Source organism: Streptomyces sp. NPDC021562, assembly GCF_040640875.1.
GTDB lineage: Bacteria > Actinomycetota > Actinomycetes > Streptomycetales > Streptomycetaceae > Streptomyces.
In genome coordinates this window covers 198860-224307 of the sequence record NZ_JBFACN010000002.1, presented here as the reverse complement: position 1 = coordinate 224307, position 25448 = coordinate 198860, and the positions used below count along the sequence as shown (strand labels likewise).

Genomic DNA, 25448 nt, shown 5'->3' with positions numbered 1-25448 from the left:
CGCCTTCGTCGTCTGACTCGGTGTCGTGAGCCCCGGGGAGGGGAAGAACACCGGGGACCAGTCTGACGCACCGCACTGACAGCTGGTGCCCGTCGCGGTCAAGTCGTGACGAGGCGCGGTCAAGGGCCGAAGAGCGAGTTGTGCACAGGGCCCTCTTCGAAACGGATTCCCAGCTCTCTCTAGTTGGGAGTAGTAGTAGGGGCTGTGGATACCGTGGATAACCTCGTTTGCCCAGCTCAGGGCCGAGATTTTGTCCACTGCCCCTGTGGGCGGAGCCGGTGGACAACTCGGGGTCTCTGTGGAGAACAGAAAGTTCTGCACACACCGTGCACAGCCTGAGGGGACTTCTCCCCAACGCCGTCCCCAGCTTTACCCACCTTTCCCACAGGCCAACCCGGCACCTTCATGTGACGCCTTTCACTCGACTCGGTGAGCGGGCGCGTCGCGTTGCCGAACAGTGGACAGCCGTGTGGAGAAGGTGGGGAATGCTGGGGACAACCGCCCCTCAGCCTGTGGGGCAACGGTGGACAACGTCGTGCACAGCCTGTGGATCATCCCGTCGTCCACAGTCTGTGGAGATCCGTCGTCCACGATTCCACAGGCATCTGAGCTGCCCTGATGTCCTTCCGTCCCCCAGCCTGTGGACGACGTTCGGGACAACTTCACAGTCCCCAGGGTGTGGACGCAAGAAAGTCGGCAAATCTGTGGAGGACGCCCGTAACCAGGCCGGTAATCGAACAGCGAGGGGCGTCTGTTCGCGTCCCCGTTCAGGCAGCGCGCCCCATCAGGGGCGCGGGGAACTGCGCGACGAACCCCCACCGGGCGGCCGCGACCCACTCCCGAACCGCCCCCAGGACGCTGAAAGGGCGCCCTCGGGATCACTCCCGAGGGCGCCCTGGACGCCGTGGAACCGTCGGCTGGACCGCTACCCGTTCTTGATCCGGTTCGTCAGCTCCGTCACCTGGTTGTAGATCGACCGCCGCTCCGCCATCAGCGCCCGGATCTTCCGGTCGGCGTGCATCACGGTCGTGTGGTCCCGGTTGCCGAACTGCGCTCCGATCTTCGGCAGCGACAGGTCGGTCAGCTCCCGGCACAGGTACATGGCGATCTGCCGCGCCGTGACCAGCTGCCGCCCGCGTGAGCTGCCGCACAGGTCCTCGACGGTGAGGCCGAAGTAGTCGGCGGTCGACGCCATGATGGCCGTCGCGGTGATCTCGGGCGTCGTGTCCTGGCCGCCCGGGATCAGGTCCTTGAGGACGATCTCCGTCAGCCCGAGATCGACCGGCTGCCGGTTGAGCGAGGCGAACGCCGTCACCCGGATCAGCGCGCCCTCCAGCTCGCGGATGTTGCGCGAGATGCGGGAGGCGATGAACTCCAGCACCTCCGGCGGCGCATTCAGCTGCTCCTGCACCGCCTTCTTGCGGAGGATCGCGATACGCGTCTCCAGCTCCGGCGGCTGCACGTCGGTGATCAGACCCCACTCGAAACGGTTCCGCAGCCGGTCCTCCAGCGTGACCAGCTGCTTCGGCGGCCGGTCACTGGACAGCACGATCTGCTTGTTCGCGTTGTGGAGCGTGTTGAAGGTGTGGAAGAACTCCTCCTGCGTCGACTCCTTGTCCGCGAGGAACTGGATGTCGTCGACGAGCAGGATGTCCATCTCGCGGTAGCGCTTGCGGAAGCTGTCGCCCTTGCCGTCGCGGATCGAGTTGATGAACTCGTTGGTGAACTCCTCCGAGCTCACGTACCGCACGCGGGTGCCGGGGTAGAGGCTCCGCGCGTAGTGCCCGATGGCGTGCAGCAGGTGCGTCTTGCCGAGCCCGGACTCGCCGTAGATGAACAGCGGGTTGTACGCCTTCGCCGGTGCCTCGGCGACGGCGACCGCGGCCGCGTGCGCGAAACGGTTGGAGGCCCCGATGACGAACGTGTCGAAGAGGTACTTGGGGTTCAGCCGGGCGGTCGGTTCGCCGGGACCCGTCGCCGGCGCGGGCTTGGCGCCCAGCGGGCCCGGCGCGCCCCCGCCCGGCAGGTCCGGGCGTCCGGTGCCGCCGCGGTGGCCCTGTCCCGGCCCGCCCGAGGGGCCGGGCGGCTCACGGCGCCCGGTGTCCCGCTGGTCGTAGTCGGGACGGTCGTACTCGGGGCGGTCGTAGTCCGGGCGGTCGTACTCGGGGCGCGGCGGTTCGTACTCGGCGCGCTGCTGCTCGTAGGACGGCCGGTCCATCGGCTGCTGCGGGCGGTACTCCTGGGAGTAGGAGTCGCCGTAGCCGTCCGAGCGGTAGGAGTCCTGGGCCGGTGAGGCGTAGGGGTCGCGCTCGGGGAAGCCGAGCCGCGGCTGCTGCCAGCTGTACTCGTCCTGTCCCGGGCGCGGCCAGGCGCCGGGCTCGGGGCGCTGGTACTCGGAGGGGTAGGCCGGGCGGGCGGTGGGCAGCTGGTCGCGGCCGGAGTCCCGGCCGCCGTCCCGTCCGCCGTCGCGGCCGCCCTGGTCGGGGAGCTGCTCGGGCCGGTGCTCGGCGCGGTGCCGGCCGTAGCCGCCGTCGTACTGCGGGGCCGGCGGAAGCTCGGTCTCCTCGTAACGCTGTGTCTGGACGGGAGGGGCCGGCGGGGCCGGGGGCTCGCCCGCGGACTCGTCCACGGTGATCGCGATCCGGATCGGGCGGCCGCACTCACGGCTCAGGCTCTCGCTGACGACCGGTGCGAGGCGGCCCTCCAGTACGTTCTTCGCGAATTCGTTCGGCACGGCGAGCAGAGCGGTGTCCGCGACCAGCGCGAGCGGCTGGCAGCGCCGGATCCAGTGCTCGTCCTTCGTCTCCACACCCTGACCGCGGCCCTCACCGAGGAGCTGCTCCAGTACTCGTGGCCACACTGCGGCAAGATCGGCAGGTACGTCAGCCACAGGGCACGCTCTCTCACAGGTCCCACGAACGTGTGGTTCGAGGACGGGTCGGGATGAAAATCAGGTCGGGCGGGGATAAAGGAACGAATCGGAGTTCAGCCACGGTAGTCAGCGTGGCGGCTGCGGTTCAAGTTGTTGTCCCCAGCCTGTGGACAGTGTCTCTCCGTCACTGCTGGTTTGACCGAATGGCGTAGCCCCGCGTACCGTAACCAGGTCGAGTTGTCGATGGCTGCTGCCGCCTGCCTCCGATGGGCACAGATCGCTGAAGGTGATCGGGAAGCGGTGCACTCGGGCGTGATACGAGCTACTCGTGGGCGCACGGTGACAGCCAGGACGGCACCCGCCACACCGATTTGATTTCTGGAGCCCCCGAGTGAGCAAGCGCACCTTCCAGCCGAACAACCGTCGTCGCGCCAAGACCCACGGCTTCCGCCTGCGGATGCGCACCCGTGCCGGCCGCGCGATTCTTGCGAACCGTCGTGCAAAGGGTCGCGCCAGCCTGTCCGCCTGATCCGATCAGGTCATGACGTCGTGCTGCCTACCGAGCATCGGCTGAGGCGGCGCGAGGACTTCGCGACCGCGGTACGACGGGGGCGCCGGGCCGGTCGCCCGTCCCTCGTCGTCCACTTTCGTAGCGGTGCCACGGACCCGCACGCGCCTGGGGAGAGCGCTCCCCCGACGCGTGCGGGTTTCGTCGTGAGCAAGGCCGTGGGTGGCGCGGTCGTGCGCAACACGGTGAAGCGCAGACTTCGCCATCTGATGCGTGACCGAGTCGCCCTGTTCCCCCCCGGTAGCCTGGTAGTCGTACGAGCGCTGCCCGGAGCGGGTGACGCCGACCATGCACAGCTGGCCCGAGACCTGGATGCCGCCATCGAACGGCTGCTGGGAGGGGGCGCGCGATGAAGTACCCGCTGCTGGCTCTGATCAAGCTGTACCAGTGGACGATCAGTCCACTGCTCGGGCCGGTGTGCAAGTACTACCCGTCGTGTTCCCACTACGGCTACACGGCCATCGACCGACACGGTGCGATCAAGGGAACGGCACTGACCGCCTGGCGCATCCTGCGGTGCAACCCGTGGTCGCTCGGCGGTGTGGACCATGTTCCGCCGCGCAAGCGCCCGCGGTGGCACGAAATGCTGCGTGACGCCTGGCGTGCACGCAGGGGCGGGCCCTCCGCCGCCTCGGCCACCGAGGGGAAGCCTCCTGCCGAGGCTCCTTCGAGCCCGGCCGCAGAGACCTCGTCCCATGCCCAAGGAGCATGATTAGTGGACACGATTGCCAGCCTCTTCAGCTTCATCACGACACCCGTTTCATGGGTCATCGTCCAGTTCCACTCGGTGTACGGGAAGATCTTCGGTCCCGACACGGGCTGGGCCTGGGGCTTGTCCATCGTGTCCCTGGTGATCCTGATCCGCATCTGCCTGATCCCGCTCTTCGTGAAGCAGATCAAGGCGACCCGGGCCATGCAGACGCTCCAGCCCGAGATGAAGAAGATCCAGGAGCGCTACAAGAACGACAAGCAGCGCCAGTCCGAAGAGATGATGAAGCTGTACAAGGAGTCGGGTACCAACCCGCTCTCCTCGTGCCTTCCCATCCTGGCGCAGTCCCCGTTCTTCTTCGCCCTGTACCACGTGCTCAACGGCATCGCGACGGGCACCACGATCGGCGTCATCAACGAGTCGCTGCTCGCCAGCGCTCGTAAGGCCCACATCTTCGGTGCCCCGCTCGCCGCGAAGTTCACGGACGGTTCCGCGAAGGTGGAGGCGCTCGGTGCCTCCCTCACCGACGTCCGGGTCGTCACCGCGGTCATGATCGTTCTGATGTCGGCGTCGCAGTTCTACACGCAGCGCCAGCTGATGACGAAGAACGTCGACACCACGGTCAAGACGCCGTTCATGCAGCAGCAGAAGATGCTGATGTACGTCTTCCCGGTCATGTTCGCCGTCTTCGGCATCAACTTCCCGGTCGGTGTTCTCGTCTACTGGCTGACCACCAACGTGTGGACCATGGGCCAGCAGATGTACGTCATCCGCAACAACCCCACCCCGGGTTCCAAGGCCCAGGCCGCCTACCTGGAGCGCCTCACCCACCACGTCACGCACCACGGCAAGGCCCGTCGGCGCAGCGAGAAGACGATCATCAAGGCGATCGTCGCCAAGGGCCGTGACCGCAACGAGTTCGAGCGCAAGTTCATCAACTCGCTGACCAAGGCGGGCCTCGTGGCCCAGGCCGACGGCAACGTGGTGAAGGGCGAGGCCCAGGCCGACGCGGTGACCGAGGACGGCGTCACGACCACCGGCGCCGCCAAGCGCCAGCAGCCCAAGCGCCAGACCAAGGCCCAGCGCCAGTCCGGCGCCCTGAAGGCGGCCGGCGACTCCCCGTCGGACGCGCCGGAGAAGTCGGACACCGCGGAGAAGACGACCTCGCTGGAGAAGTCCGACGAGCCGCGAGGCGCGAAGCCTGCCGCCGCGCAGGCTCCGAAGGCCGGCTCCAACGGCCGAAGCAGGGCCCAGTCCGGTCAGCGCAAGGGCGGCCCGCAGCGCCCCAAGTCCCCGTCCAAGAAGTAAGAAGGAGCCCATCCCGTGACGGAAGGCACCACCTCCGCCGCTGCCGAGGGTGCAGACACCCTCACCCGCCTGGAGCAGGAGGGTGAGATCGCGGCGGACTACCTCGAAGGTCTGCTGGACATCGCCGACCTCGACGGCGACATCGACATGGACGTCGAGGCCGACCGCGCCTCTGTGTCGATCATCAGCGACGCGGGCGGCCGCGACCTGCAGAAGCTGGTCGGCCGTGACGGCGAGGTGCTGGAGGCGCTCCAGGAGCTGACCCGGCTGGCCGTGCACCGGGAGACCGGTGACCGCAGCCGACTGATGCTCGACATCGCCGGCTACCGGGCCAAGAAGCGCGCCGAGCTCTCCGAGCTGGGCGCCAAGGCCGCCGCCGAGGTGAAGAACACCGGCGAGCCCGTGAAGCTCAAGCCGATGACCCCGTTCGAGCGCAAGGTCGTGCACGACGCGGTCAAGACCGCCGGACTGCGCAGCGAGTCGGAGGGCGAGGAGCCGCAGCGGTTCGTCGTCGTGCTGCCCGCCTGACAGGTCCCTTGCTTTACCGGCCCCGTCTGTCCGCAGACGGGGCCGATCTTTGTCAGCCTGTAGTTCTGGTGGTCGGTGCGCGAAGCGCCGGCGCTGTACGGAAGGACGGTCCCCGTGACGGAGGCTGCGGAGCTCCCCCCGGCGCCCGAACAGGCGCGGGAAGTGTTCGGCGAGCGCTTCGCCGATGCGGTCCGCTACGCGGAGCTGCTCGCCGAGGCAGGCGTGCAGCGTGGTCTGATCGGCCCACGGGAAGTGCCCCGCCTGTGGGAGCGGCACCTGCTGAACTGCGCGGTGCTCTCGGAGGCGGTCCCCGAGGGGGTGACGGTGTGCGATGTGGGCTCCGGCGCCGGCCTGCCGGGCATCCCGCTGGCGCTGGTGCGCAGCGATCTCAACATCACTCTGCTGGAGCCGTTGCTGCGGCGCACCAACTTCCTGACCGAGGTCGTCGAGCTGCTCGGCCTGGACCATGTGACCGTGGTGCGCGGCCGTGCCGAGGAGGTCATGGGCAAGCTGCCTCCGGTGCATGTGGTGACGGCCCGTGCCGTCGCCCCGCTGGATCGTCTGGCCACCTGGGGGATTCCGCTGCTGCGGCCCTACGGCGAGATGCTGGCCCTCAAGGGGGACACGGCGGAGGAGGAGCTGAAGGCCGCGGCGACGGCACTGACCAAGCTCGGCGCGGTTGCCACGTCTGTCCTCCAGGTGGGTGAGGGTGTGGTGGATCCACTGTCCACGGTCGTCCGGGTGGAGGTCGGGGAGAGCCCGGGCGGTGTGCGCTTCGCGGCCAAACGAGCGAAGGCGGCCCGTACGGGACGGGCACGCCGCCGACGCGGATGACAGTGAGACGTACTCCACACAAGCTGCCGAAACTACGCATGACGGAGTGTCGCGGCTTTTCGGCCCCGTGCGCTGTGCATCGTGTTTCACGTGAAACGTCGTTCCTTGCTGCACGGCATCATCGGCCGGGGCCGCGCTGCGGCCGAACCGCGTGATCGAAAGCCCCTCGGTTCCCTGGGAGGGGACCCCGCTGGTGACACTCCGCCCTCCCCGCGGGGCACGGAGTTGTCCACAGAGGTGGATTTCTCCACAGAACAACAGGCCTCACTGGTTCACCACCCCGAAGACATGGGAGGCTCTGTTCATTGCGAGCCTGAAGTCGAGGAGAGTGAATCCTTGCGGTCCGACGCCAACATCGCGGGACCGATGACCGATCCGGTCCCCGGTCCCCGTACCGAGTCGATGGGGGCGGATGTTTCACGTGAAACACCGCCTCCGATGGACGACACTCCCATCGGTCGTGCTGCCCAACTCGCGGTGGAGGCTCTGGGCCGCGCCGGCGAAGGCCTGCCACGTCCGGAGCAGACCAGAGTCATCGTCGTGGCCAACCAGAAGGGCGGCGTGGGCAAGACGACGACCACCGTCAATCTTGCCGCGTCGCTCGCCCTGCACGGCGGTCGCGTTCTGGTGATCGACCTCGACCCTCAGGGCAACGCCTCCACCGCGCTGGGCATCGATCACCACGCCGAAGTTCCGTCCATCTACGACGTGTTGGTCGAGAGCAAGCCGCTGGCCGACGTCGTCCAGCCGGTGGTGGACGTCGAAGGTCTCTTCTGTGCTCCCGCCACCATCGATCTCGCCGGTGCGGAGATCGAGCTGGTGTCCCTGGTGGCACGGGAGAGCCGGCTTCAGCGGGCGATCCTGGCGTACGAGCAGCCGCTGGACTACATCCTCATCGACTGCCCGCCCTCGCTCGGCCTGCTGACGGTCAACGCACTCGTCGCGGGCGCCGAGGTACTCATCCCGATCCAGTGCGAGTACTACGCGCTGGAGGGACTGGGCCAGCTGCTCCGCAACGTCGACCTGGTACGGGGGCACCTCAACCCCGACCTGCATGTGTCGACCATCCTGCTCACCATGTACGACGGCCGGACGCGCCTCGCCTCCCAGGTCGCGGACGAGGTGCGCAGTCACTTCGGCGACGAGGTGCTGCGGACGAGCATTCCCCGCTCGGTCCGTATCTCCGAGGCACCGAGTTACGGGCAGACGGTACTGACCTACGATCCTGGATCGAGCGGTGCCCTCTCCTATCTTGAGGCGGCCCGAGAAATCGCGCTGAGGGGCGTCGGTGTCAGCTACGACCCGACACAGGCCCATATCGGCGCACAGACGAACCCGAACATGGTGGAGGGGATCCAGTGAGCGACCGACGGAGGATTGGCCTGGGCCGTGGTCTGGGCGCACTGATCCCTGCTGCCCCGACCGAGCGGACCCCGGCTCAGACCGCGGTGGAGGGCGGGTCGGCGGGAGCCCCCGCCGCGGTACCGTCGCTGACGGACCGCGGTGTCGCGGCGGCCAAGGTGACCACCCTGCCGCCGGTCGTCCAGGAGCCCGAGGAGCCCTCGGTGTTCGGCTCGGCCCCGGAGATGCCCGCGCCTCCGATGGGTGCCCACTTCGCGGAGATCCCCCTCGACGACATCACACCGAACCCGCGCCAGCCGCGTGAGGTCTTCGACGAGGACGCTCTGCACGAGCTGGTCACCTCCATCCAGGAGGTGGGTCTGCTCCAGCCGGTCGTCGTCCGGCAGTTGGGGCCCGCGCGCTATGAGCTCATCATGGGTGAGCGGCGCTGGCGGGCCTGCCGCGAGGCCGGTCTGGAGGCCATCCCGGCGATCGTCAGGGCGACGGACGACGAGAAGCTCCTCCTGGACGCGCTGCTGGAGAACCTGCATCGCGCCCAGCTGAACCCGCTGGAAGAGGCCGCCGCCTACGACCAGTTGCTGAAGGACTTCAACTGCACGCACGACCAGCTGGCCGACCGGATCGGGCGCTCGCGCCCGCAGGTCTCCAACACGCTGCGGTTGCTGAAGCTGTCGCCGGCGGTTCAGCGCCGGGTCGCCGCGGGTGTGCTGTCGGCCGGTCACGCCCGGGCGCTGCTCTCCGTCGACGACTCGGAGGAGCAGGACCGACTGGCTCACCGGATCGTGGCCGAGGGGCTGTCGGTGCGGGCCGTCGAGGAGATCGTGACCCTGATGGGTTCCCGTCCCCAGACGGCGACCCGCGCCAAGGGGCCACGGGCCGGCGCCCGCGTCTCCCCAGCGCTGACCGATCTCGCGACCCGGCTTTCGGACCGTTTCGAGACGCGGGTGAAGGTCGACCTCGGCCAGAAGAAGGGCAAGATCACCGTCGAGTTCGCCTCGATGGAGGACCTTGAGCGAATCCTCGGGACGCTCGCCCCGGGCGAGGGGCCGGTTCTCCACCATGGCCTCCAGGAGGGTGAGGCCCCGGCCTCCGAGGAGTCCGGGGACTGACCGTCCGTGGTGCCTCCAGAGCGGATCGTGGCCGGTGTGTACCGGACACGATCCGCTCTTTGCTTTCATGCGGTGTCGAGGGAATCGCGGTGTGGATACGATGCGTTCGGTATGGCGCATTCATCTGGCAGCTGGCAGCACCTCTGAATGGGAGGCGGGGGCCATGCGATCGATGAGCCGCACCGGGCTGGTGAGCGCGGGCCTGGGGCTGGGGGCGACCGTAGGGTTCGTCGGCAGTCTGCTCAGGGAACGCAGCGCTCTGTCAGTCGCTCGCGGCGCCGCGGGCGAAGGAAGCGAGGAACAGCCTTCATGGGGCGTCGGCTCGTACCGCTCACGCTGGACAACCTTCAGGACCTTCCCGAGCGCTGCCGCTCGTGTGTCTTCTGGGAACTGGATCCCGTCAGTGGCGAAGCAGCGGTGAAAGCGGGGACAACCGCGCTGGAGAAGGAGTCCTGGATCTCGGCGGTCCTGCTCGACTGGGGTTCCTGCGGCCGGGTGGTCTATGTCGACGACGTACCGGTGGGATTCGTGCTCTACGCTCCGCCTGCCTACGTGCCCCGCTCCACGGCGTTCCCCACCAGCCCGGTCGCACCGGATGCCGTCCAGCTGATCACGGGCTTCATCATGCCCGGTTACCAGGGGCAGGGACTCGGGCGTGTGATGGTCCAGACGGTCGCCAAGGATCTCCTGAGACGAGGTTTCAAGGCGATCGAGGCGTTCGGCGACGCCCGGTACAAGGAGCCTGCCTGTCTGCTGCCCGCCGATCACTTGCTCGCCGTGGGCTTCAAGACGGTACGGCAGCACCCCGTGCATCCCCGGCTGCGGCTGGAACTACGGTCGACGCTCTCCTGGAAAGAGGACGTCGAGCTGGCGCTCGACAGGCTGCTGGGGGCCGTGCAGAAGGAACCGGCGCTACGACCCCTCTAATGCGAATGGGCCGACCCGCAGGGGTTGGCCCATTCGTGTTTCACGTGAAACGTCACTCGGCGATGAAGGCCTCAAGGTCACGCACGAGCGCGGCCTTCGGCTTGGCGCCGACGATGGTCTTGGCGACCTCGCCACCCTGGTAGACGTTCAGGGTCGGGATCGACATGACGCCGTACTTGGCCGCCGTGGTCGGGTTCTCGTCGATGTTCAGCTTGACGATCTCGATCTTCTCGCCGTGCTCGGCGGCGATCGCCTCGAGAGACGGGGCGATCTGGCGGCAGGGACCGCACCACTCGGCCCAGAAGTCCACCAGGACAGGCTTGTCGCTCTTGAGGACGACCTCTTCGAAGTCGGCGTCGGTCACATGCTTCAGGGTGCCGGCCACGGCGGGCTCCTTTACTTGATGGTGCGAGGGCGGAAGGGGGATGGTCAGACGGTGCTCTTCTCGGGCTCTGCCTTCTCCTCGTCCGCGAGGGCGGCGAGGAAACGCTCGGCGTCGAGAGCAGCGGAGCAGCCGGTGCCGGCCGCGGTGATCGCCTGGCGGTAGGTGTGGTCGACCACGTCACCGGCGGCGAACACACCGGTCACGTTGGTGTGCGTCGTGGGCGAGGCGACCTTGAGGTAGCCCTCTTCGTCGAGGTCGAGCTGGCCCTTGAAGAGCTCGGTGCGCGGGTCGTGACCGATCGCGATGAACAGTCCGGTCACCGGCAGGTCGGAGAGCTCACCGGTCTTGACGTTGCGCAGTTTCAGGCCGGAGAGCTTCTGCTCGCCCTGGACCTCGGCGATCTCGCTGTCCCACGCGAACTTGATCTTCGGGTCGGCAAAGGCGCGCTCCTGCATCGCCTTGGAGGCGCGCAGGGTGTCCCGGCGGTGGACGATCGTCACGGACTTGGCGAACCGGGAGAGGAAGGTGGCCTCCTCCATCGCGGTGTCGCCGCCGCCGATCACGGCGATGTCCTGGTCCTTGAAGAAGAAGCCGTCACAGGTGGCGCACCAGGAGACACCGCGGCCGGAGAGCGCGTCCTCGTTCGGCAGGCCGAGCTTGCGGTGCTGGGAGCCGGTGGTGACGATGACGGCCTTGGCCTTGTGGACCGTGCCCGCGGTGTCCGTGACGGTCTTGATCTCACCGGTCAGGTCGACGGAGACGACGTCGTCCGGAACCAGCTCGGCGCCGAAGCGTTCGGCCTGCGCCCGCATGTTGTCCATGAGGTCGGGGCCCATGATGCCGTCGCGGAAGCCCGGGAAGTTCTCCACCTCGGTGGTGTTCATCAGCGCACCGCCCGCGGTGACGGCGCCCTCGAACACGAGAGGCTTCAGCGACGCGCGCGCGGTGTAGAGCGCCGCCGTGTAGCCGGCGGGCCCGGAGCCGATGATGATCACGTTACGGACGTCGCTCACGGCTTGATTCCTCGTCTCTGGTCTACGTCAGTTCGACCGGTGAGAGCTTCTCTCGGAAGCTCTCACCCCACCCAACGGATCCTACGGGGCGCGCATTCCCGGTGTGTCCGGGCACACGGCCATCCCACACCTACGGATTTCCGCGTCGGGCGGAGACGATGCGTCCTCGGCTCGGAGTCGTGCCGGCGGCGCTCAGGGACGAGCCAGGGACTCCGTCAGAAGGACCTTGCCCGGGGAGGCCGAGCCGCTGCAGTCGGCGGCCACGACGAAGGCTGTCACTCGCGAGGAGTCCGAGGCGTCGGGGAGGACGACGAGATAGACGCGCTTCCCCTCGTACGTCTCCTCCTTCGCGGCGAGCAGGTCACCGGACTGGCCGATGCCCTGGCGGACGCACGCCGGTACCGATGGCAGCGGCTGGATGAAGGGGGAGTACGGGGCAGCCGACGATCCGGACGGGGTGGAGTCGCCCTGGATGCCCGCCTCCGGCCTCTTGGAGCTGCGCAAGGTCGCCTTCTTGCCGAGAAGGCCGTCCACCTCCGCCTGCAGGGTGTTCTTGGTGAGGCCGACGGCGGAGTTCGTCGGCTTGCCCTGAGCTGTCGCCGGTCCCTTGTCGTGGCTGCCGAGTGACAGGAGGAAGAAGGATCCGGCACCCAGGACGGCGGCGGTGAGGACCGCACCGAGGGCGACGGTCCGGCGGCGACGACCACGGCCGGCTCCGTGGTTCCTGCGGCCAGGACCGGTCGAGGCGCTCGGCCTGCCGGCCGGACGGCCCCCCGGGGACGTGAGGGTCGATGTTTCACGTGAAACATGAGCCTCGGGTGGGGCGGCGCGCAACGGAGCCTCGGGTGCAGTGGCGTGCAACAGGGCCTCGGCGGCGAGAGCCGCGTCGATCCGGCTCGCGACATCGGCAGGCATGGCCACCGGACCCGGGACCGCGCCGAGCAGGCCCCGGATCTCGTCCAGTGAGGCATGGACATCGGCACAGAGATCGCACCCGTCCAGGTGCTGTCGTACTTCCTCGGTCCGGGCGGGCGGGAGCAGACCTTCGGCCAGGTCGGAGATCTCCGAGACAACCGGGTGCCCGGTCGTGTCCGTCGTCGACGTCACGCTCGTCCACCTCCGCCCTTCACTGCGGCCGGATCACTCGGCCCGGTGTCGTGTGGGCCCCCGTTTCGAGGCCTCGCTGCCGGTGGGACGGATGTCCCCTCCGCCCGGTTCCGTGCCGGGTCCGGGTCATTCTCGGCACCGGTGTTTTCCGGCCGCAGATGGGTGAGCAGCGGCAGGAGTCTGGCTCTGCCCCGAGCGCAGCGGCTCTTCACCGTCCCCGTGGGCACCTCGAGGATCCGGGCCGCCTCGGCGACCGGATATCCCTGCATGTCGACCAGGACGAGCGCGGCGCGCTGGTCGTGCGGGAGCGTGCCGAGGGCCTCCAGGAGCTGGCGGTGCAGATCGTGCCGCTCGGCCGGGGCGGAGGCCGATTCATGCGGCTCCAGCAGGTGCTCCAGCCGCTCGGTGTCGTCGACCGGGGACGTCTTGCGGGAGGCCGCCTTACGGGCCCGGTCCAGGCAGGCGTTCACCGTGATCCGGTGCAGCCAGGTCGTGACGGCCGACTGGCCCCTGAACGTATGGGCGGCCCGGTAGGCGGAGACGAGGGCGTCCTGGACGGCGTCAGCGGCCTCCTCGCGGTCCCCCAGGGTCCGCAGGGCGACCGCCCAGAGCCGGTCGCGGTGCCGCCGGACGATCTCACCGAAGGCGTCGGGGTCACCTTCCACGTGGCGGGCGAGCAGCTCCTGATCGCTCACACCGCCGTATCCGGTGCCCTCCGCCATCTGCCCCTCCGCCTTCGGTGCCTCCGGTGAGACGTCAGCCCGTGAACTTCACTTCCGTGATGGCCTGCTTGTAACCGGCATCCGAATACGTGGCAGGGTCCGGACCCGACTTGGGCACGGCGGTCATCCACAGGAGCACGTACTGGCTCTTGACCTTCTTGCTGACCTTCACCGTGGCGGTGTTCCCGGTGGTGGTGCTGCTGCCGATCTTCGTCAGCGAACTCACCGGCCCCGGGGTCAGTGAGTCGGCGGCGTAGAGCGCGACCGTCGTGTGATCGCCAGCGTAGCGAAGGGAGATGGTTCCCGTGCTGAGTTCCTTCGCAGAGCCCAGGTCGTAGACGATGCCCACACCTGCTTTGTACGGCGCCAGCTCGGGACCCTCGTTGAAGGTCTTCGTCCGCCAGTACGTCGAGGCGTTCCCGTCGTAGGTCAACGTGACGTCGGCCGGGTGCTGGGCGCCGCCGTCGACGACGTACTCCTGGGCGTTCTGGATCTTTATCGGGGTGACCGGTGCGGGGCTGGCGTTGTTCTTGTCGCCGTCGTCCGTCGTCTGCGTGGTGGTGCCGTCGGACTTGTCGCCCTGGTTCATCAGGGCTTCCGCGAGCTGCCAACTGCCCAGGCCCAGGGCCGCGATGAGAAGGGCCGAGACGGCCCACTTGAGGGCCTTGCCGGTGCGGCTCTGGAGCGGGGGCGGCGGGGGCTGGACGGACTGCGTCACGCCGGGGGACGCGGGGCGGCCGTAGGTGCCCTGCTGGTACGTGGTGTGCTGGTACTCGGGCGGTGCCGTGAACGCCGGCTCCGGCGGGCGGATGCGGGGCATCTCGCCGATCGCCTTCACCAGCTCCTCGGGCGTGGTGCAGGCCGACTCGTGGCGGGAGGCGGTGGCACCGTCGTTGACCAGGGCGCGCATGGCGAGCTCGGACAGGCCGCGATGGACCCCGGCGCGTACCTGGTCGGGTGCGATGAGACCGACGTCCTTGGGCAGTCCGGCCAGACCGTAGGCGTCGCTCTCGTACGGCCAGCGCTGGGTCAGCGCCGCGTACAGCAGGGCGCCGATCGCCTTGGTGTCGGTGCGCTGCGGGGTGTCGGAACTGATGCCGCGCAGCGCCGCGTTCACCGCGAGACCGCGGATGCGCCACTGGCCGGTGGAGGTGCGCAGCACGGCGTTCGGGTTGAGGCGGAGGTGCGCCAGGCCCTCGCGGTGCGCGGCCGCCATCGCGGAGGCGATCTGACTGACCATCTGGTAGGCGTCGTGGGGCTCCAGCGGCCCGGCCGCGAGCAGCGCGGTCAGTTCGGTGGCGTCGGGGAGCCACTCGTGCACGACGTACACGAGGTCGTTCTCCTCGACGGCGTCCAGCACCTGGACGAACCGGGGATCGCCGAGCAGCGCGGCGGACCGGGCGGCGGCCAGCACCGCTCGGCTGCGCGCATGATCGGCGGGCAGGATGTGGACTCCGACGGCACGCCGGAGTTTCTCGTCGACCGCACGCCAACTGCTGAATCCGTCCAGACGGGTGACGCACTCCTCGAGACGGTAGCGTCTGGCGAGTTTGTGACCGCTGTGCAGTTCGGGAGGTGAGGTCTTCTTCCCGGGGGCCGCGGCCGTACCGCTGCCCTGGGCCTCGTCGCTGTCCGTGTCCTGCTCCGGGTTCTGGGCCACCCCGTCGGCCGTGGACTGGTCCGCCTTGGCGGTCAGCGGCTTGTCACCGCTGTTGTCTGCCACGTCGACGGCAGCCGTGCTCCGTTCCGCCACCGTCGTTCCCTGCCTCCCCATCCGTTGCACGCTGTCCGACGCCGAAACCAATTGTGCCCACAGTCCCCCGCTATGCACGACACGCGGCGGCGAACGATGGTTGTGCGCTTACCCCTGTCTCAGCGACCCAGACGCCCGCGCACCATACCCACGAGGGAGTTGAGCTCCTCGATGCGCATGCGGCGCGCGGCCACGTAGAAGACGCCGAGCAGGAGTACTCCGCCGGCCAGCAGCGCGGCGAAGGAACCGATCACACCCTGCCCCAGAGTGTGGCCGATGCCGTAGCAGGCCGCACCACTGAGGAGTGCCGCCGGTACGGAGGCGATGCACAGCCGGGCGTAGGTGCGGGTGACCCGGGAGCCGTCGAGGTCGCCGCCGAGCCGTTTGCGCAGCCGCCGCCAGGCCACTCCGACACCGGTCGCGTAGGCCAGGCCGTACGAGGCGGCCATGCCCGCCACCGCCCAGCGCGCCGGGAGCAGGTAGTAACAGGCGACCGACGCGCCCGCGTTGACCGAGGCGACGATGACCGTGTTGTAGAACGGGGTGCGGGTGTCTTCGTAGGCGTAGAAGGCACGCAGGACGACGTACTGCACCGAGTAGGGGATCAGGCCGAGGGCGAAGGCCATCAGCATGAAGCCCATGTTCGTGGCTTCGCTGATACCCGAGGAACCGAAGATCAGGGTGCACATCGGGATGCCGAGGGCCAGGAAGCCGAAGGAGATGGGGACGATCGCGACGGCGGTCGTCCGCAGGCCCTGGGAGATGTCGTCGCGGACGGCGCCCGTGTCGTTCTCGGCGGCGGAGCGGGCGATCCGCGGCAGCAGGGCCGCCATCAGGGAGACCGTGATGATGGCCTGCGGCAGGCCCCAGATCAGCTGGGCGTTGGCGTAGGCGGCGAAGCCGGTGCCGTCGACCGGGGACCGCTTGCCCGCCGACGTCGACAGCTGGGAGACGACGATCGCGCCGGCCTGGTTGGCGAGGACGAACAGCACGGTCCACTTGGCGAGCGTGGCGGCCTTGCCGAGGCCGTGGCCCCGCCAGTCGAAGCGCAGCCGCAGCCGGAACCCGGTCTCCCGTAGGTAGGGGATCATCGCCAGGGCCTGGACCACCAGACCGAGCAGCACGCCGAGGCCGAGCAGTCGCTGGCCCTCCGGCGGGATGTTCGTGACCTTCATGCCGGAGTGCGCGGCGGTGCCGTACACCCAGATGAACAGGCCGAGGGTGACGATGATGACGATGTTGTTGAGGACCGGGGTCCACATCATCGCGCCGAACTTGCCTCGGGCGTTGAGGATCTGGCCCATCACCACGTGGATGCCCATGAAGAAGATCGAGGGCAGGAAGTAGCGCACGAAGGTGATGCCGACCTCGTTGGCCGCCGGGTCGCTGGCGACCGGGTCGGACAGCAGGCGGATGAGGAAGGGCGCGGCCGCGATGGTGGCGGCGGTGAGCAGGCCAAGGGCCACCATCACGAGGGTCAGCAGCCGGTTGGCGAACGCCTCGCCGCCGTCGTCGTCCTCCTTCATGGCGCGCACCAGCTGCGGCACGAAGACCGAGTTGAGGCCGCCACCGACGGTCAGGATGTAGATCATCGTGGGCAGCTGGTAGGCGACCTGGAAGGTGTCGCCGAGCAGACCGACGCCCAGCGCGGAGACGATCAGCGCGGAGCGGACGAAGCCGGTGAGACGGGAGACCATCGTGCCCGCCGCCATCACGGCGCTCGACTTGAGCAGCCCCCCGGCCTTCCCGCCCTTCTTGACGGGGGCCGGAGCGGGGGCGGCGGCGGTGGCCGGCGCCGCGGCCGCGACGGGCGCGGCACCGAGGTTCAGCGTCTGGTCGCTCGCGGGGGACGCGTCGGCCGGAGCCGTCGGCGCCGGGTACCGCGACCCGGGCGAGGCGCCGCCCGGGGCCGCGGCCGGACCGGGTACCGCCGCGGGCTCGGACGGCAGCTGGGTGCCGCCCTGCTGCGGGTCCCGGTAGCCGCTCTGCTGCTGGTCCCGGAAGAGGTGGGCGAAGGCGTCCGGCTCGTGGCGTTCCTCACCGGAGTGCGAGACCAGGTCGTCCACGCCCACGAACTGGGTCGTACGGGGGTCGTCACCGTACGGCAGGTACTGGGTCGGGCCCTCCGGCTCGGGCGGCGGGGTCTGGGCCCACACCTGCGGGTCCGGGGCGTACGGCGACTGGGCGGGCCGGCCGTAGAGCGGCTGCTGGGGGTACGTGCCCGGGGGCGGCGGTGGGTGGGCGGCACGGTCGTAGAGCGCCTCGGCGACCGGGTCCTGGGCCGAGAGGTCCTGTGCCCGGTAGGGGTCCTGGTCGTAGGCGTCCTGGAGGTACATGTCAGCCGCGTGCTGCGGCGGGACCTGGCCGGCCTCCGGCGGCGGCTCGGGGTAGCCCGAACCGGCCGCGCCCTGGCCGCGTTCACCGTCGTACGGCGCGTTCATGGTTACCCCACCTCATCGTCCCGGGCCACACCGGCCACGACATCGCTCAACGGTCCACTCTCTCACCCGTCCCGGACGGGTCGGCGCTTTCCGGTGCGGTGTCCGGTGTCGGGTCACTCGGCTGCTCGGGGTCGCCTGCCCCGGACCGGGCGTCGGACTCTCCCGTACGACGGCCGCCAGGAGTACCGGGGTTCCCGGGTCCAGCGCTGTTCTCGGACCCAGCGGTGTTCTCGGCGCCCTCGTCCGCAGGACCGCCCTGGGTGTCCTCGCCGGCCGGGGCCGGGCCGTCGCCCTCCGCTGCCTGTCGTGCGGCCGCCCGCTTGCGCTGGGTGTACATCCGGAAGCCCGCCAGCACCAGCAGCAGCACACCGCCGCCGATGACCAGCATCACCGTGGGCGTGACCTCGGTGACCTTCACGTCGAACCGGACGGGCTGGCCGTACTCCTGGCCGTCCTGGGTGTAGAGCTGCGCGGTGACCTCCACCCGGCCGTTGGCGTTGGCCGAAGTGGAGAACTTCACGGACTGGCTGTGGCCGCCGGAGACCTCGACGGGCTGCTCGTAGTAGGGCTTGCCCCCGATCTCCAGCCGGGTCGGCATCGTCGACGTCAGCCGCAGGACCAGGTGGTCGACGCCCTGCACCAGGTTGTTCTGGACGGTGACCGGGATGGTGGCGCTGCGTCCGGAGAGCTTGGTCTCGGACTTGTCGATCAGCTTGACCTCGCCGATGAGGTCGTCGAGCCAGGACTCCACGCCCGTGCGGAAGCTGTCGGCGTCGGTGCCGCGTCCCCGCCACGACGCGGACATCTCCCGGTTCATGGCCCGGCCGAACGGGGTCACCACCCGGGACTGGTTGCTGAGGATCACCTGGAAGTTGTCGAGCTTGTCCTGGGTACGTGCGATCTGCTCGAAGGCCGTCCGGGGCAGCTCCTGCTTGCGCAGCGAGGACGGGTAGGCGGACGACGAGGGGATCTTCGTGGTGGCACCCGGGTCGGGCTTGTCCTTGGCGGCGGCCGTCAGGTTCTGGGACTGCGACCAGTTGCTGTCCTGCAGCGCGGTGATGGCCGTCGCCATGGCCTGGGCCTGGCTCGAGGAGGGCATCCGCTGCGGGGCGACGACGATGCTGCGCTGCTTGTCGGTCTGGGTGTTCAGGGCCAGGCTCTGGGCCAGGAACCGCTGCACCGCGAGCGTCGCCGAGTCCGCCGTCGTCAGATCGCCCTCGAACGCCGTGGACAGCCGGGCGTCCGCGACCACCGCCGTCGTGCCGCCGCCGATCGGACGCGCCGCGGAGGGCGTGTAGGACAGGCCGCCGGTCTCCCGGAGGCTGTCACTGCGGGCGATCACCTTGTCGGCGCCCGCCGAGGTGGCCACCTTGATGATCGACGGGTCGACCGCGCCGTTCACGGGCCACGCGAAGTCGGTGTTCGGTGTGACATGGAGCACGGTCTCGACCGTGGTGGCGGCGACGTCGGTGGCGTCCTTGAGGTGGCTCAGCGAACCGGTCACCGCGGTGCCGTTGTGGGCGAGGGAGGCCAGGTCCGGGTCGGCGAAGGGGAGCGCGACGACCTCCTTGTCCGCCACCGCGTCCTGGAGGTCGGTCAGGAACTGCTTGGCCACGGCCTGGTGGGTGCCTGCCGTGGTGGTGTCACCGGGGCCCTGGATCTGGTAGCTGCGGGTCATCGCGTCCACGGAGGCCAGCAGGTCCGGGTCGATCACCCAGGTGACGTCCAGGTCCTTGCCGAGTGCCAGCATCTGGGCCAGCCGGCCGCCGGGCGAGATCTCCTTGGCGAGGTCGTCGTTGAGGAAGACCGGCGTCTGCAGCTCGCCCGCGCCCGTCCTCGCCGTCATGTGGACGGTGGAGATCAGCGGCCACAGGTACGTCGTCCTGGTCTTCGTGTCCGCCTCGGAGGACTGCCAGGGCAGGAACGTCTGCTGGACGCCCAGCACCTGGTCCCACTGCTGCGCGGTCGTCCTGCCGGACAGCGAGACACCGAACGGGTACACCCCGTCCTGGCCCAGGTCGAGCTTGTCGACGGGGACCGAGATGCTGAAGTGCTCGGCGACCCCCGGGGCGAGCGAGTCGAAGTCCTCGGTGTACTTGCCGCCGATCTCGGTGCCGAGGCCGGACTGGAGCTCGTCGGACTGCTGGGCGGCCGTGTCGATCGCCGACCGGGTACTGAGCGGGGAACCCACTCGCAGGTCCACATGGGCGTCCGTGACGGCCTGCTTGCCGTTGTTGGTCACCGTGCCGGAGACCGTCAGCGTGTCCCCGTCGGTGGGGGCGCTGGGGCTCAGTGAGTCGATGGCCACCGACACGGCGTTCGATCCGGCCGCCTGGGCCGGCGCCGCGGCAGGCAGCTGCACCAGCCCGGCCAGCAGGGGCGCACCCGCGAGCAGTGCCCCGGCGCGCCGCAGCCAGCGGCGGGCAGGTGAGGGCGTCCCCTGGAAGTCTGCCGCCTCGGCCACGCGCTCGTCCGTCCCTCGTCGTCGTCAGTGGTCGTCGGAATGTGCGTCCACGCATGGTAACGAGGTGCGCTGAGCCGAAGTGCCGCGGTCCGCTTCACAAGATCGGAGAAGCGTATCGGCCTGTCCCCTATATCCAGTATCACCGGAAGGCTTCTTCAAGAGCCGAATACTGGGCTTGTACTGGTACGGAGCGGACTGTCCCGGGGGCGCGTACGGACGCTCTGCGGGGAGTGCGGGGAGAATATGGAGGCGCTGGGGGTGGCTCGGGACACGTACCCTGTGCTGTTGTGCCGAACGCCAATGAAGACAATCCCTCTGCCCTGAGCCAGGCGCAGCAGCGCGCGGTGAGCGAACTGCTGCGGGTGGCGCCCGTCGCCGACGACCTCGCCCGCCGGTTCCAGGAGGCCGGGTTCTCCCTCGCCCTGGTCGGCGGCTCGGTCCGGGACGCGCTGCTGGGCCGGCTCGGCAACGACCTGGACTTCACCACCGATGCCCGCCCCGAGGACGTACTGAAGATCGTCCGGCCCTGGGCGGACGCCGTCTGGGACGTCGGGATCGCCTTCGGCACGGTCGGGGCACAGAAGGACGCCCGAGTAGGAGGTACCGTTCGGTCCTTCCAGATCGAGGTGACCACCTACCGCTCCGAGGCCTACGACCGGACCTCACGCAAGCCCGAGGTGTCGTACGGGGACTCCATCGAGGAGGACCTCGTCCGGCGTGACTTCACCGTCAACGCGATGGCGGTGGCCCTGCCGGAGAAGGAGTTCATCGATCCGCACGGTGGCCGGGAGGACCTGGCCGCACGCGTGCTGCGCACGCCGGGGACGCCCGAGGAGTCCTTCTCGGACGACCCGCTGCGGATGATGCGCGCCGCCCGCTTCGCGGCCCAGCTGGACTTCGAGGTGGCGCCCGAGGTCGTCGCGGCGATGACGGACATGGCCGGCCGGCTGGAGATCGTCTCGGCTGAGCGGGTCCGGGACGAGCTGAACAAGCTGATCCTCTCCGCCCACCCCCGCAAGGGGCTGACACTGCTCGTCGAGACCGGCCTCGCCGACCGGGTGCTGCCCGAGCTTCCTGCCCTGCGTCTGGAGAGCGACGAGCACCATCGGCACAAGGACGTCTACGACCATACGCTGATCGTCCTGGAGCAGGCGATGGCGCTGGAGGAGGACGGTCCCGACCTCACCCTCCGCCTCGCCGCACTGCTGCATGACATCGGCAAGCCGCGTACGCGCCGCTTCGAGGAGGACGGCCGGGTCTCGTTCCACCACCATGAGGTGGTCGGAGCGAAGATGACCAAGAAGCGCATGACGGCGTTGAAGTACTCCAACGAACTGGTGAAGGACGTCTCGCGGCTGGTCGAACTCCATCTGCGGTTCCACGGCTACGGCACCGGGGAGTGGACGGACTCGGCGGTCCGCCGCTATGTCCGTGACGCGGGTCCGTTGCTCGACCGTCTGCACAAGCTGACCCGGTCCGACTGCACCACCCGGAACAAGCGGAGGGCCGCGGCACTCTCCCGTGCCTATGACGGCCTGGAGGACCGCATCGCCGAGCTTCAGGAGAAGGAGGAGCTCGACGCGATCCGCCCGGACCTCGACGGCAACCAGATCATGGAGATCTTGGGGATCCGCCCCGGCCCGGAGGTGGGCCAGGCCTACAAGCACATGCTGGAGCTCCGGCTGGAGAACGGCCCGATGGAGCACGACGCCGCGGTGACCGCGCTCAAGGAGTGGTGGGCCGAACAGGGCTGAGCATGCCGACGGGAGGGTGTTTCACGTGAAACACCCTCCCGTCCGGGACGGAGAGGGGCGATGTTTCACGTGAAACATCGCCCCTCTCCACTTCCCCTTTGCTACTGCTTCTCTCGCTGCGCCTCATACCGAGCCATGGCTGCCGCGACCGCCGCGTAGAGGAGCGCGACCGTGACGACGAGGGCCGCGGAGCGGCCGTCCGGCGGCAGCATCAGGGCGGCGACGCCGGCGGCTCCGACGAAGGCGACATTGAAGAGGACGTCGTACACGGAGAAGATCCGACCGCGGAAGGAGTCGTCGACCGACGACTGCACGATGGTGTCCGTCGCGATCTTCGCGCCCTGGGTGATCAGGCCCAGCACGAAGGCGGCGACGAGCATGGGAACGGTCGTGAAGGAGAGCCCCAGCGCGGGCTCCAGTACGGCGGCGGACGCGGCGCACGCGATGATCCAGCGGGCGGGGCCCAGCCGCCCGGCGGCCCACGGCGTCATCACGGCCGCCGCGAAGAACCCCGCGCCGGAGAGCCCCAGCGCCAGACCGAGCAGCGCGAGACCGTTGTCCGGGCCGGAGGAGAGGGCGTAGCGGCACAGCATCAGCACCAGGACGAGCAGAGCGCCGTAGCAGAAGCGCATCGCCGTCATGCTGAACAGGGCCCAGGCCGCCTCGCGGCGCCGGGGTGCCGCGAGATGCCGTATCGCTTCCCGTAGGTCGCGGGTGGTGGCGAGAACTGCCGTTCGCAGGCTCGGCCGGGCCGGATGCCGGTCGGGGCCGAGGAGACCCGGGGCCATGGTCAGGGAGGTGAGGGCCGCTCCCAGGTACAGCACGGCACCCAGCAGAACGACCGCGGCGTCGGAGCCCGAGGCGATCAGCCGTACGGCGAAGGCCAGACCGCCGCCGGCGGTCGCGGCGAGGGTGCCCGCCGTCGGCGACAGGGAGTTGGCCAGCACCAGGCGATCGGTGTCGACCACCCGCGGGAGCGCGGCCGACAGACCCGAGAGGACGAAGCGGTTGACGGCCGTGACACACAGGGCGGAGGCGTAGAACAGCCAGTCGGGTACGTCCCCCGCCATCAGGGCGGCGGTGACCGCGGCCAGCAGCGCGCGCAGCAGATTGCCGTGGAGGAAGACCTGACGGCGTCGCCAGCGGTCCAGCAGGACACCGGCGAAGGGGCCCACCAGCGAGTACGGGAGCAGCAGGACCGCCATGGCCGAGGCGATCGCGGCGGGGGAGGTCTGTTTCTCCGGTGAGAAGACGACGTAGGCGGCGAGCGCGACCTGATACACGCCGTCGGCGCCCTGGGAGAGCAGACGTACGGCGAGCAGACGGCGGAAGTCCCGCAGGCGCAGCAGGACACGCAGGTCACGGACGACGGGCATGGGGCACAGCCTCACACAAGGGGTCGCATCCATGGGAAGGGTCCCCGGGTCTGATGACCCGGGGACCCTCACAGCCCTGGCAGGAGCGATTTTTGTGCGAGCGGCGGACGTCAGCGCTCGACGTCGCCGCGGATGAACTTCTCCACGTTCTCGCGGGCCTCGTCGTCGAAGTACTGGACCGGCGGGGACTTCATGAAGTAGCTCGATGCGGAGAGGATCGGGCCGCCGATGCCGCGGTCCTTGGCGATCTTCGCTGCACGCAGGGCGTCGATGATGACACCCGCGGAGTTCGGGGAGTCCCAGACCTCGAGCTTGTACTCGAGGTTCAGCGGGACGTCACCGAAGGCACGACCCTCCAGGCGGACGTAGGCCCACTTGCGGTCGTCGAGCCAGGCCACGTAGTCGGACGGGCCGATGTGGACGTTCTTCTCGCCGAGGTCCCGGTCGGGGATCTGGGAGGTGACGGCCTGCGTCTTGGAGATCTTCTTGGACTCCAGGCGGTCGCGCTCCAGCATGTTCTTGAAGTCCATGTTGCCGCCGACGTTCAGCTGCATCGTGCGGTCCAGGACGACGCCCCGGTCCTCGAACAGCTTCGCCATGACGCGGTGCGTGATGGTGGCGCCGACCTGCGACTTGATGTCGTCACCGACGATCGGGACACCGGCCTCGGTGAACTTGTCCGCCCATTCCTTGGTACCGGCGATGAAGACCGGGAGGGCGTTGACGAAGGCGACCTTGGCGTCGATGGCGCACTGGGCGTAGAACTTCGCGGCGTCCTCGGAACCGACGGGCAGGTAGCAGACGAGGACGTCCACCTGCTTGTCCTTGAGGACCTGGACGACGTCGACCGGCTCGGCCTCGGACTCCTCGATGGTCTGGCGGTAGTACTTGCCGAGGCCGTCGAGGGTGTGGCCGCGCTGCACGGTGACACCGGACGTGGGCACGTCGCAGATCTTGATGGTGTTGTTCTCGGAGGCGCCGATGGCGTCCGCAAGGTCGAGACCGACCTTCTTGGCGTCCACGTCGAAGGCGGCGACGAACTCGATGTCCTTGACGTGGTAGTCGCCGAACTGGACGTGCATCAGGCCGGGCACCTTGGACGCCGGGTCGGCGTCCTTGTAGTACTCGACTCCCTGTACCAGCGAGGCGGCGCAGTTGCCCACGCCGACGATGGCTACGCGAACCGAACCCATTCCGGTTGCTCCCTGTGTGTACGAGTGAGGCCCTGAACGGGACTCACGTGGCGGTGTCGCCGGGCAAATCCGGCCGAGGGGTGTCCTCGGACCGGGGCAGGTTGCCCGGCGCTCCATTGGTGGTGTTCTGCTGAGCGGACCCCTCGGAGCCGGAACCCTTCAGGTCCCGTCCGGCCCGCTCGCTCTCGATGAGCTCGTTCAGCCAGCGCACTTCGCGCTCCACGGACTCCATCCCGTGGCGCTGGAGCTCAAGCGTGTAGTCGTCGAGGCGTTCCCGGGTGCGTGCCAGCGAGGCGCGCATCTTCTCCAGGCGCTCCTCCAGCCGGCTGCGGCGGCCCTCCAGCACGCGCATGCGTACGTCTCGCGACGTCTGGCCGAAGAAGGCGAACCTCGCTGCGAAGTGCTCGTCCTCGTACGCGTCGGGGCCGGTCTGGGAGAGGAGTTCCTCGAAGTGCTCCTTACCTTCCGCCGTCAACCGGTAGACGATCTTGGCGCGGCGGCCGGCGAGCGGGGCGGTGAGAGCGTCCTCCCCGGTGTTCGCCGGTTCCTCGATCAACCAGCCGTTGACGACCAGCGTCTTGAGGCACGGATAGAGCGTCCCGTAGCTGAAGGCACGGAACACGCCGAGTGAGGTGTTGAGCCGTTTCCGCAGCTCATAGCCGTGCATCGGGGACTCGCGGAGCAGGCCGAGTACGGCGAACTCAAGGATGCCGGAGCGCCGGCTCATGATCGCCTCCTCTCGTCTGCCGCTCGTTGTCTCAGTCCGATGTATCGACTCGATACATCCAGACGATAGATCGACCTTCTCTCAGCGACAAGGGGGGTGACGGTGAACGGGATCACATCACCGATTCGCAGGAGGCAACTTGCCTGTTTTGGGGTGAACTTCGGGGCTCAGCGGGTTTTGGTGGTGCGTAGTCTGTGCGGCATGCAGACCACCGGGAACCGAGTGACGCCTGGGGGGCGTCCACGTCCCTGGTGCAGTACGGGTGAATGCAGGACCGACCACATCCGTACTTCGGG

The 25448-nt window shown here is 68.9% G+C and carries 21 protein-coding genes; 10 read left to right on the top strand and 11 right to left on the bottom strand.

Annotated features, from left to right (window positions below; genetic code table 11):
* Positions 1-925: 925 nt before the first annotated feature.
* Positions 926-2890: a chromosomal replication initiator protein DnaA gene (dnaA, locus tag AB0G52_RS03445; RefSeq protein ID WP_132888346.1), complete on the bottom strand. Its 1965-nt coding sequence runs from the start codon at positions 2888-2890 to the stop codon at positions 926-928.
* A 373-nt stretch (positions 2891-3263) separates the two neighbouring features.
* Between dnaA and rpmH the strand changes: the two genes are divergently transcribed.
* From rpmH to AB0G52_RS03400, 9 genes are all read left to right on the top strand, one after another.
* Positions 3264-3401, top strand: a complete 138-nt coding sequence (gene rpmH / locus AB0G52_RS03440) for a 50S ribosomal protein L34 (protein ID WP_015659252.1) — start codon at positions 3264-3266, stop codon at positions 3399-3401.
* Positions 3402-3421: 20 nt separating this feature from the next.
* Entirely contained in the window at positions 3422-3793 is a 372-nt protein-coding gene (rnpA, locus tag AB0G52_RS03435; RefSeq protein WP_132888345.1) for a ribonuclease P protein component, read from the top strand.
* On the top strand, positions 3790-4152 hold the full coding sequence (gene yidD, locus AB0G52_RS03430; RefSeq protein WP_132888344.1) for a membrane protein insertion efficiency factor YidD: 363 nt from the start codon (positions 3790-3792) through the stop codon (positions 4150-4152). The genes rnpA and yidD overlap by 4 nt, the downstream gene beginning before the upstream one ends.
* A 3-nt stretch (positions 4153-4155) precedes the next feature.
* Complete coding sequence (yidC, locus tag AB0G52_RS03425) at positions 4156-5457, top strand: membrane protein insertase YidC (protein ID WP_132888343.1); 1302 nt, start codon at positions 4156-4158, stop codon at positions 5455-5457.
* A 15-nt stretch (positions 5458-5472) separates the two neighbouring features.
* Positions 5473-5985: a R3H domain-containing nucleic acid-binding protein gene (locus tag AB0G52_RS03420; RefSeq protein ID WP_132888342.1), complete on the top strand. Its 513-nt coding sequence runs from the start codon at positions 5473-5475 to the stop codon at positions 5983-5985.
* 114 nt (positions 5986-6099) lie between these two features.
* Positions 6100-6819, top strand: coding sequence for a 16S rRNA (guanine(527)-N(7))-methyltransferase RsmG (rsmG, locus tag AB0G52_RS03415; RefSeq protein ID WP_361333266.1), 720 nt, complete (start codon positions 6100-6102; stop codon positions 6817-6819).
* 288 nt (positions 6820-7107) lie between these two features.
* Positions 7108-8181 carry a ParA family protein gene (locus tag AB0G52_RS03410; RefSeq protein WP_132888585.1) on the top strand — a complete coding sequence of 358 codons (1074 nt, stop codon included), beginning with the start codon at positions 7108-7110 and terminating at the stop codon, positions 8179-8181.
* On the top strand, positions 8178-9290 hold the full coding sequence (locus tag AB0G52_RS03405) for a ParB/RepB/Spo0J family partition protein (RefSeq protein ID WP_132888340.1): 1113 nt from the start codon (positions 8178-8180) through the stop codon (positions 9288-9290). The genes AB0G52_RS03410 and AB0G52_RS03405 overlap by 4 nt, the downstream gene beginning before the upstream one ends.
* Before the next feature lie 309 nt (positions 9291-9599).
* The gene (locus AB0G52_RS03400; RefSeq protein ID WP_132888339.1) at positions 9600-10217 is read left to right on the top strand and encodes a GNAT family N-acetyltransferase; all 618 of its coding nucleotides are present in this window, start codon (positions 9600-9602) and stop codon (positions 10215-10217) included.
* Positions 10218-10269: 52 nt separating this feature from the next.
* Here AB0G52_RS03400 and trxA read toward each other — a convergent pair whose 3' ends face one another.
* From trxA to AB0G52_RS03365, 7 genes are all read right to left on the bottom strand, one after another.
* The gene (gene trxA / locus AB0G52_RS03395; protein WP_132888338.1) at positions 10270-10602 is read right to left on the bottom strand and encodes a thioredoxin; all 333 of its coding nucleotides are present in this window, start codon (positions 10600-10602) and stop codon (positions 10270-10272) included.
* A gap of 44 nt (positions 10603-10646) precedes the next feature.
* Positions 10647-11615 (bottom strand): thioredoxin-disulfide reductase, encoded by a 969-nt coding sequence (gene trxB / locus AB0G52_RS03390; protein WP_132888337.1) that lies wholly within the window; start codon positions 11613-11615, stop codon positions 10647-10649.
* Between the two features lie 192 nt (positions 11616-11807).
* Positions 11808-12722, bottom strand: a complete 915-nt coding sequence (locus AB0G52_RS03385) for a zf-HC2 domain-containing protein (protein ID WP_361333261.1) — start codon at positions 12720-12722, stop codon at positions 11808-11810.
* Entirely contained in the window at positions 12719-13444 is a 726-nt protein-coding gene (sigM, locus tag AB0G52_RS03380) for an RNA polymerase sigma factor SigM (RefSeq protein WP_132888335.1), read from the bottom strand. Before sigM ends, AB0G52_RS03385 begins: the two co-directional genes overlap by 4 nt.
* Positions 13445-13478: 34 nt before the next feature.
* On the bottom strand, positions 13479-15197 hold the full coding sequence (locus tag AB0G52_RS03375) for a protein kinase family protein (RefSeq protein ID WP_361333258.1): 1719 nt from the start codon (positions 15195-15197) through the stop codon (positions 13479-13481).
* 119 nt (positions 15198-15316) lie between these two features.
* The gene (gene murJ, locus AB0G52_RS03370; protein ID WP_361333255.1) at positions 15317-17638 is read right to left on the bottom strand and encodes a murein biosynthesis integral membrane protein MurJ; all 2322 of its coding nucleotides are present in this window, start codon (positions 17636-17638) and stop codon (positions 15317-15319) included.
* 46 nt (positions 17639-17684) lie between these two features.
* A complete protein-coding gene (locus tag AB0G52_RS03365; protein WP_361333252.1) occupies positions 17685-20102 on the bottom strand; it encodes a DUF6049 family protein in 2418 nt (805 codons plus the stop codon).
* 287 nt (positions 20103-20389) lie between these two features.
* Between AB0G52_RS03365 and AB0G52_RS03360 the strand changes: the two genes are divergently transcribed.
* Positions 20390-21856, top strand: coding sequence for a CCA tRNA nucleotidyltransferase (locus AB0G52_RS03360; RefSeq protein ID WP_132888331.1), 1467 nt, complete (start codon positions 20390-20392; stop codon positions 21854-21856).
* A gap of 101 nt (positions 21857-21957) precedes the next feature.
* On the opposite strand, the gene AB0G52_RS03355 is transcribed toward AB0G52_RS03360, so the two are convergent.
* From AB0G52_RS03355 to AB0G52_RS03345, 3 genes are all read right to left on the bottom strand, one after another.
* Entirely contained in the window at positions 21958-23232 is a 1275-nt protein-coding gene (locus AB0G52_RS03355) for an MFS transporter (RefSeq protein ID WP_361333248.1), read from the bottom strand.
* A gap of 110 nt (positions 23233-23342) precedes the next feature.
* The gene (locus AB0G52_RS03350) at positions 23343-24425 is read right to left on the bottom strand and encodes an inositol-3-phosphate synthase (RefSeq protein ID WP_132888329.1); all 1083 of its coding nucleotides are present in this window, start codon (positions 24423-24425) and stop codon (positions 23343-23345) included.
* Between the two features lie 43 nt (positions 24426-24468).
* Positions 24469-25152, bottom strand: a complete 684-nt coding sequence (locus tag AB0G52_RS03345) for a helix-turn-helix transcriptional regulator (protein ID WP_361333245.1) — start codon at positions 25150-25152, stop codon at positions 24469-24471.
* Between the last annotated feature and the right edge of the window lie 296 nt (positions 25153-25448).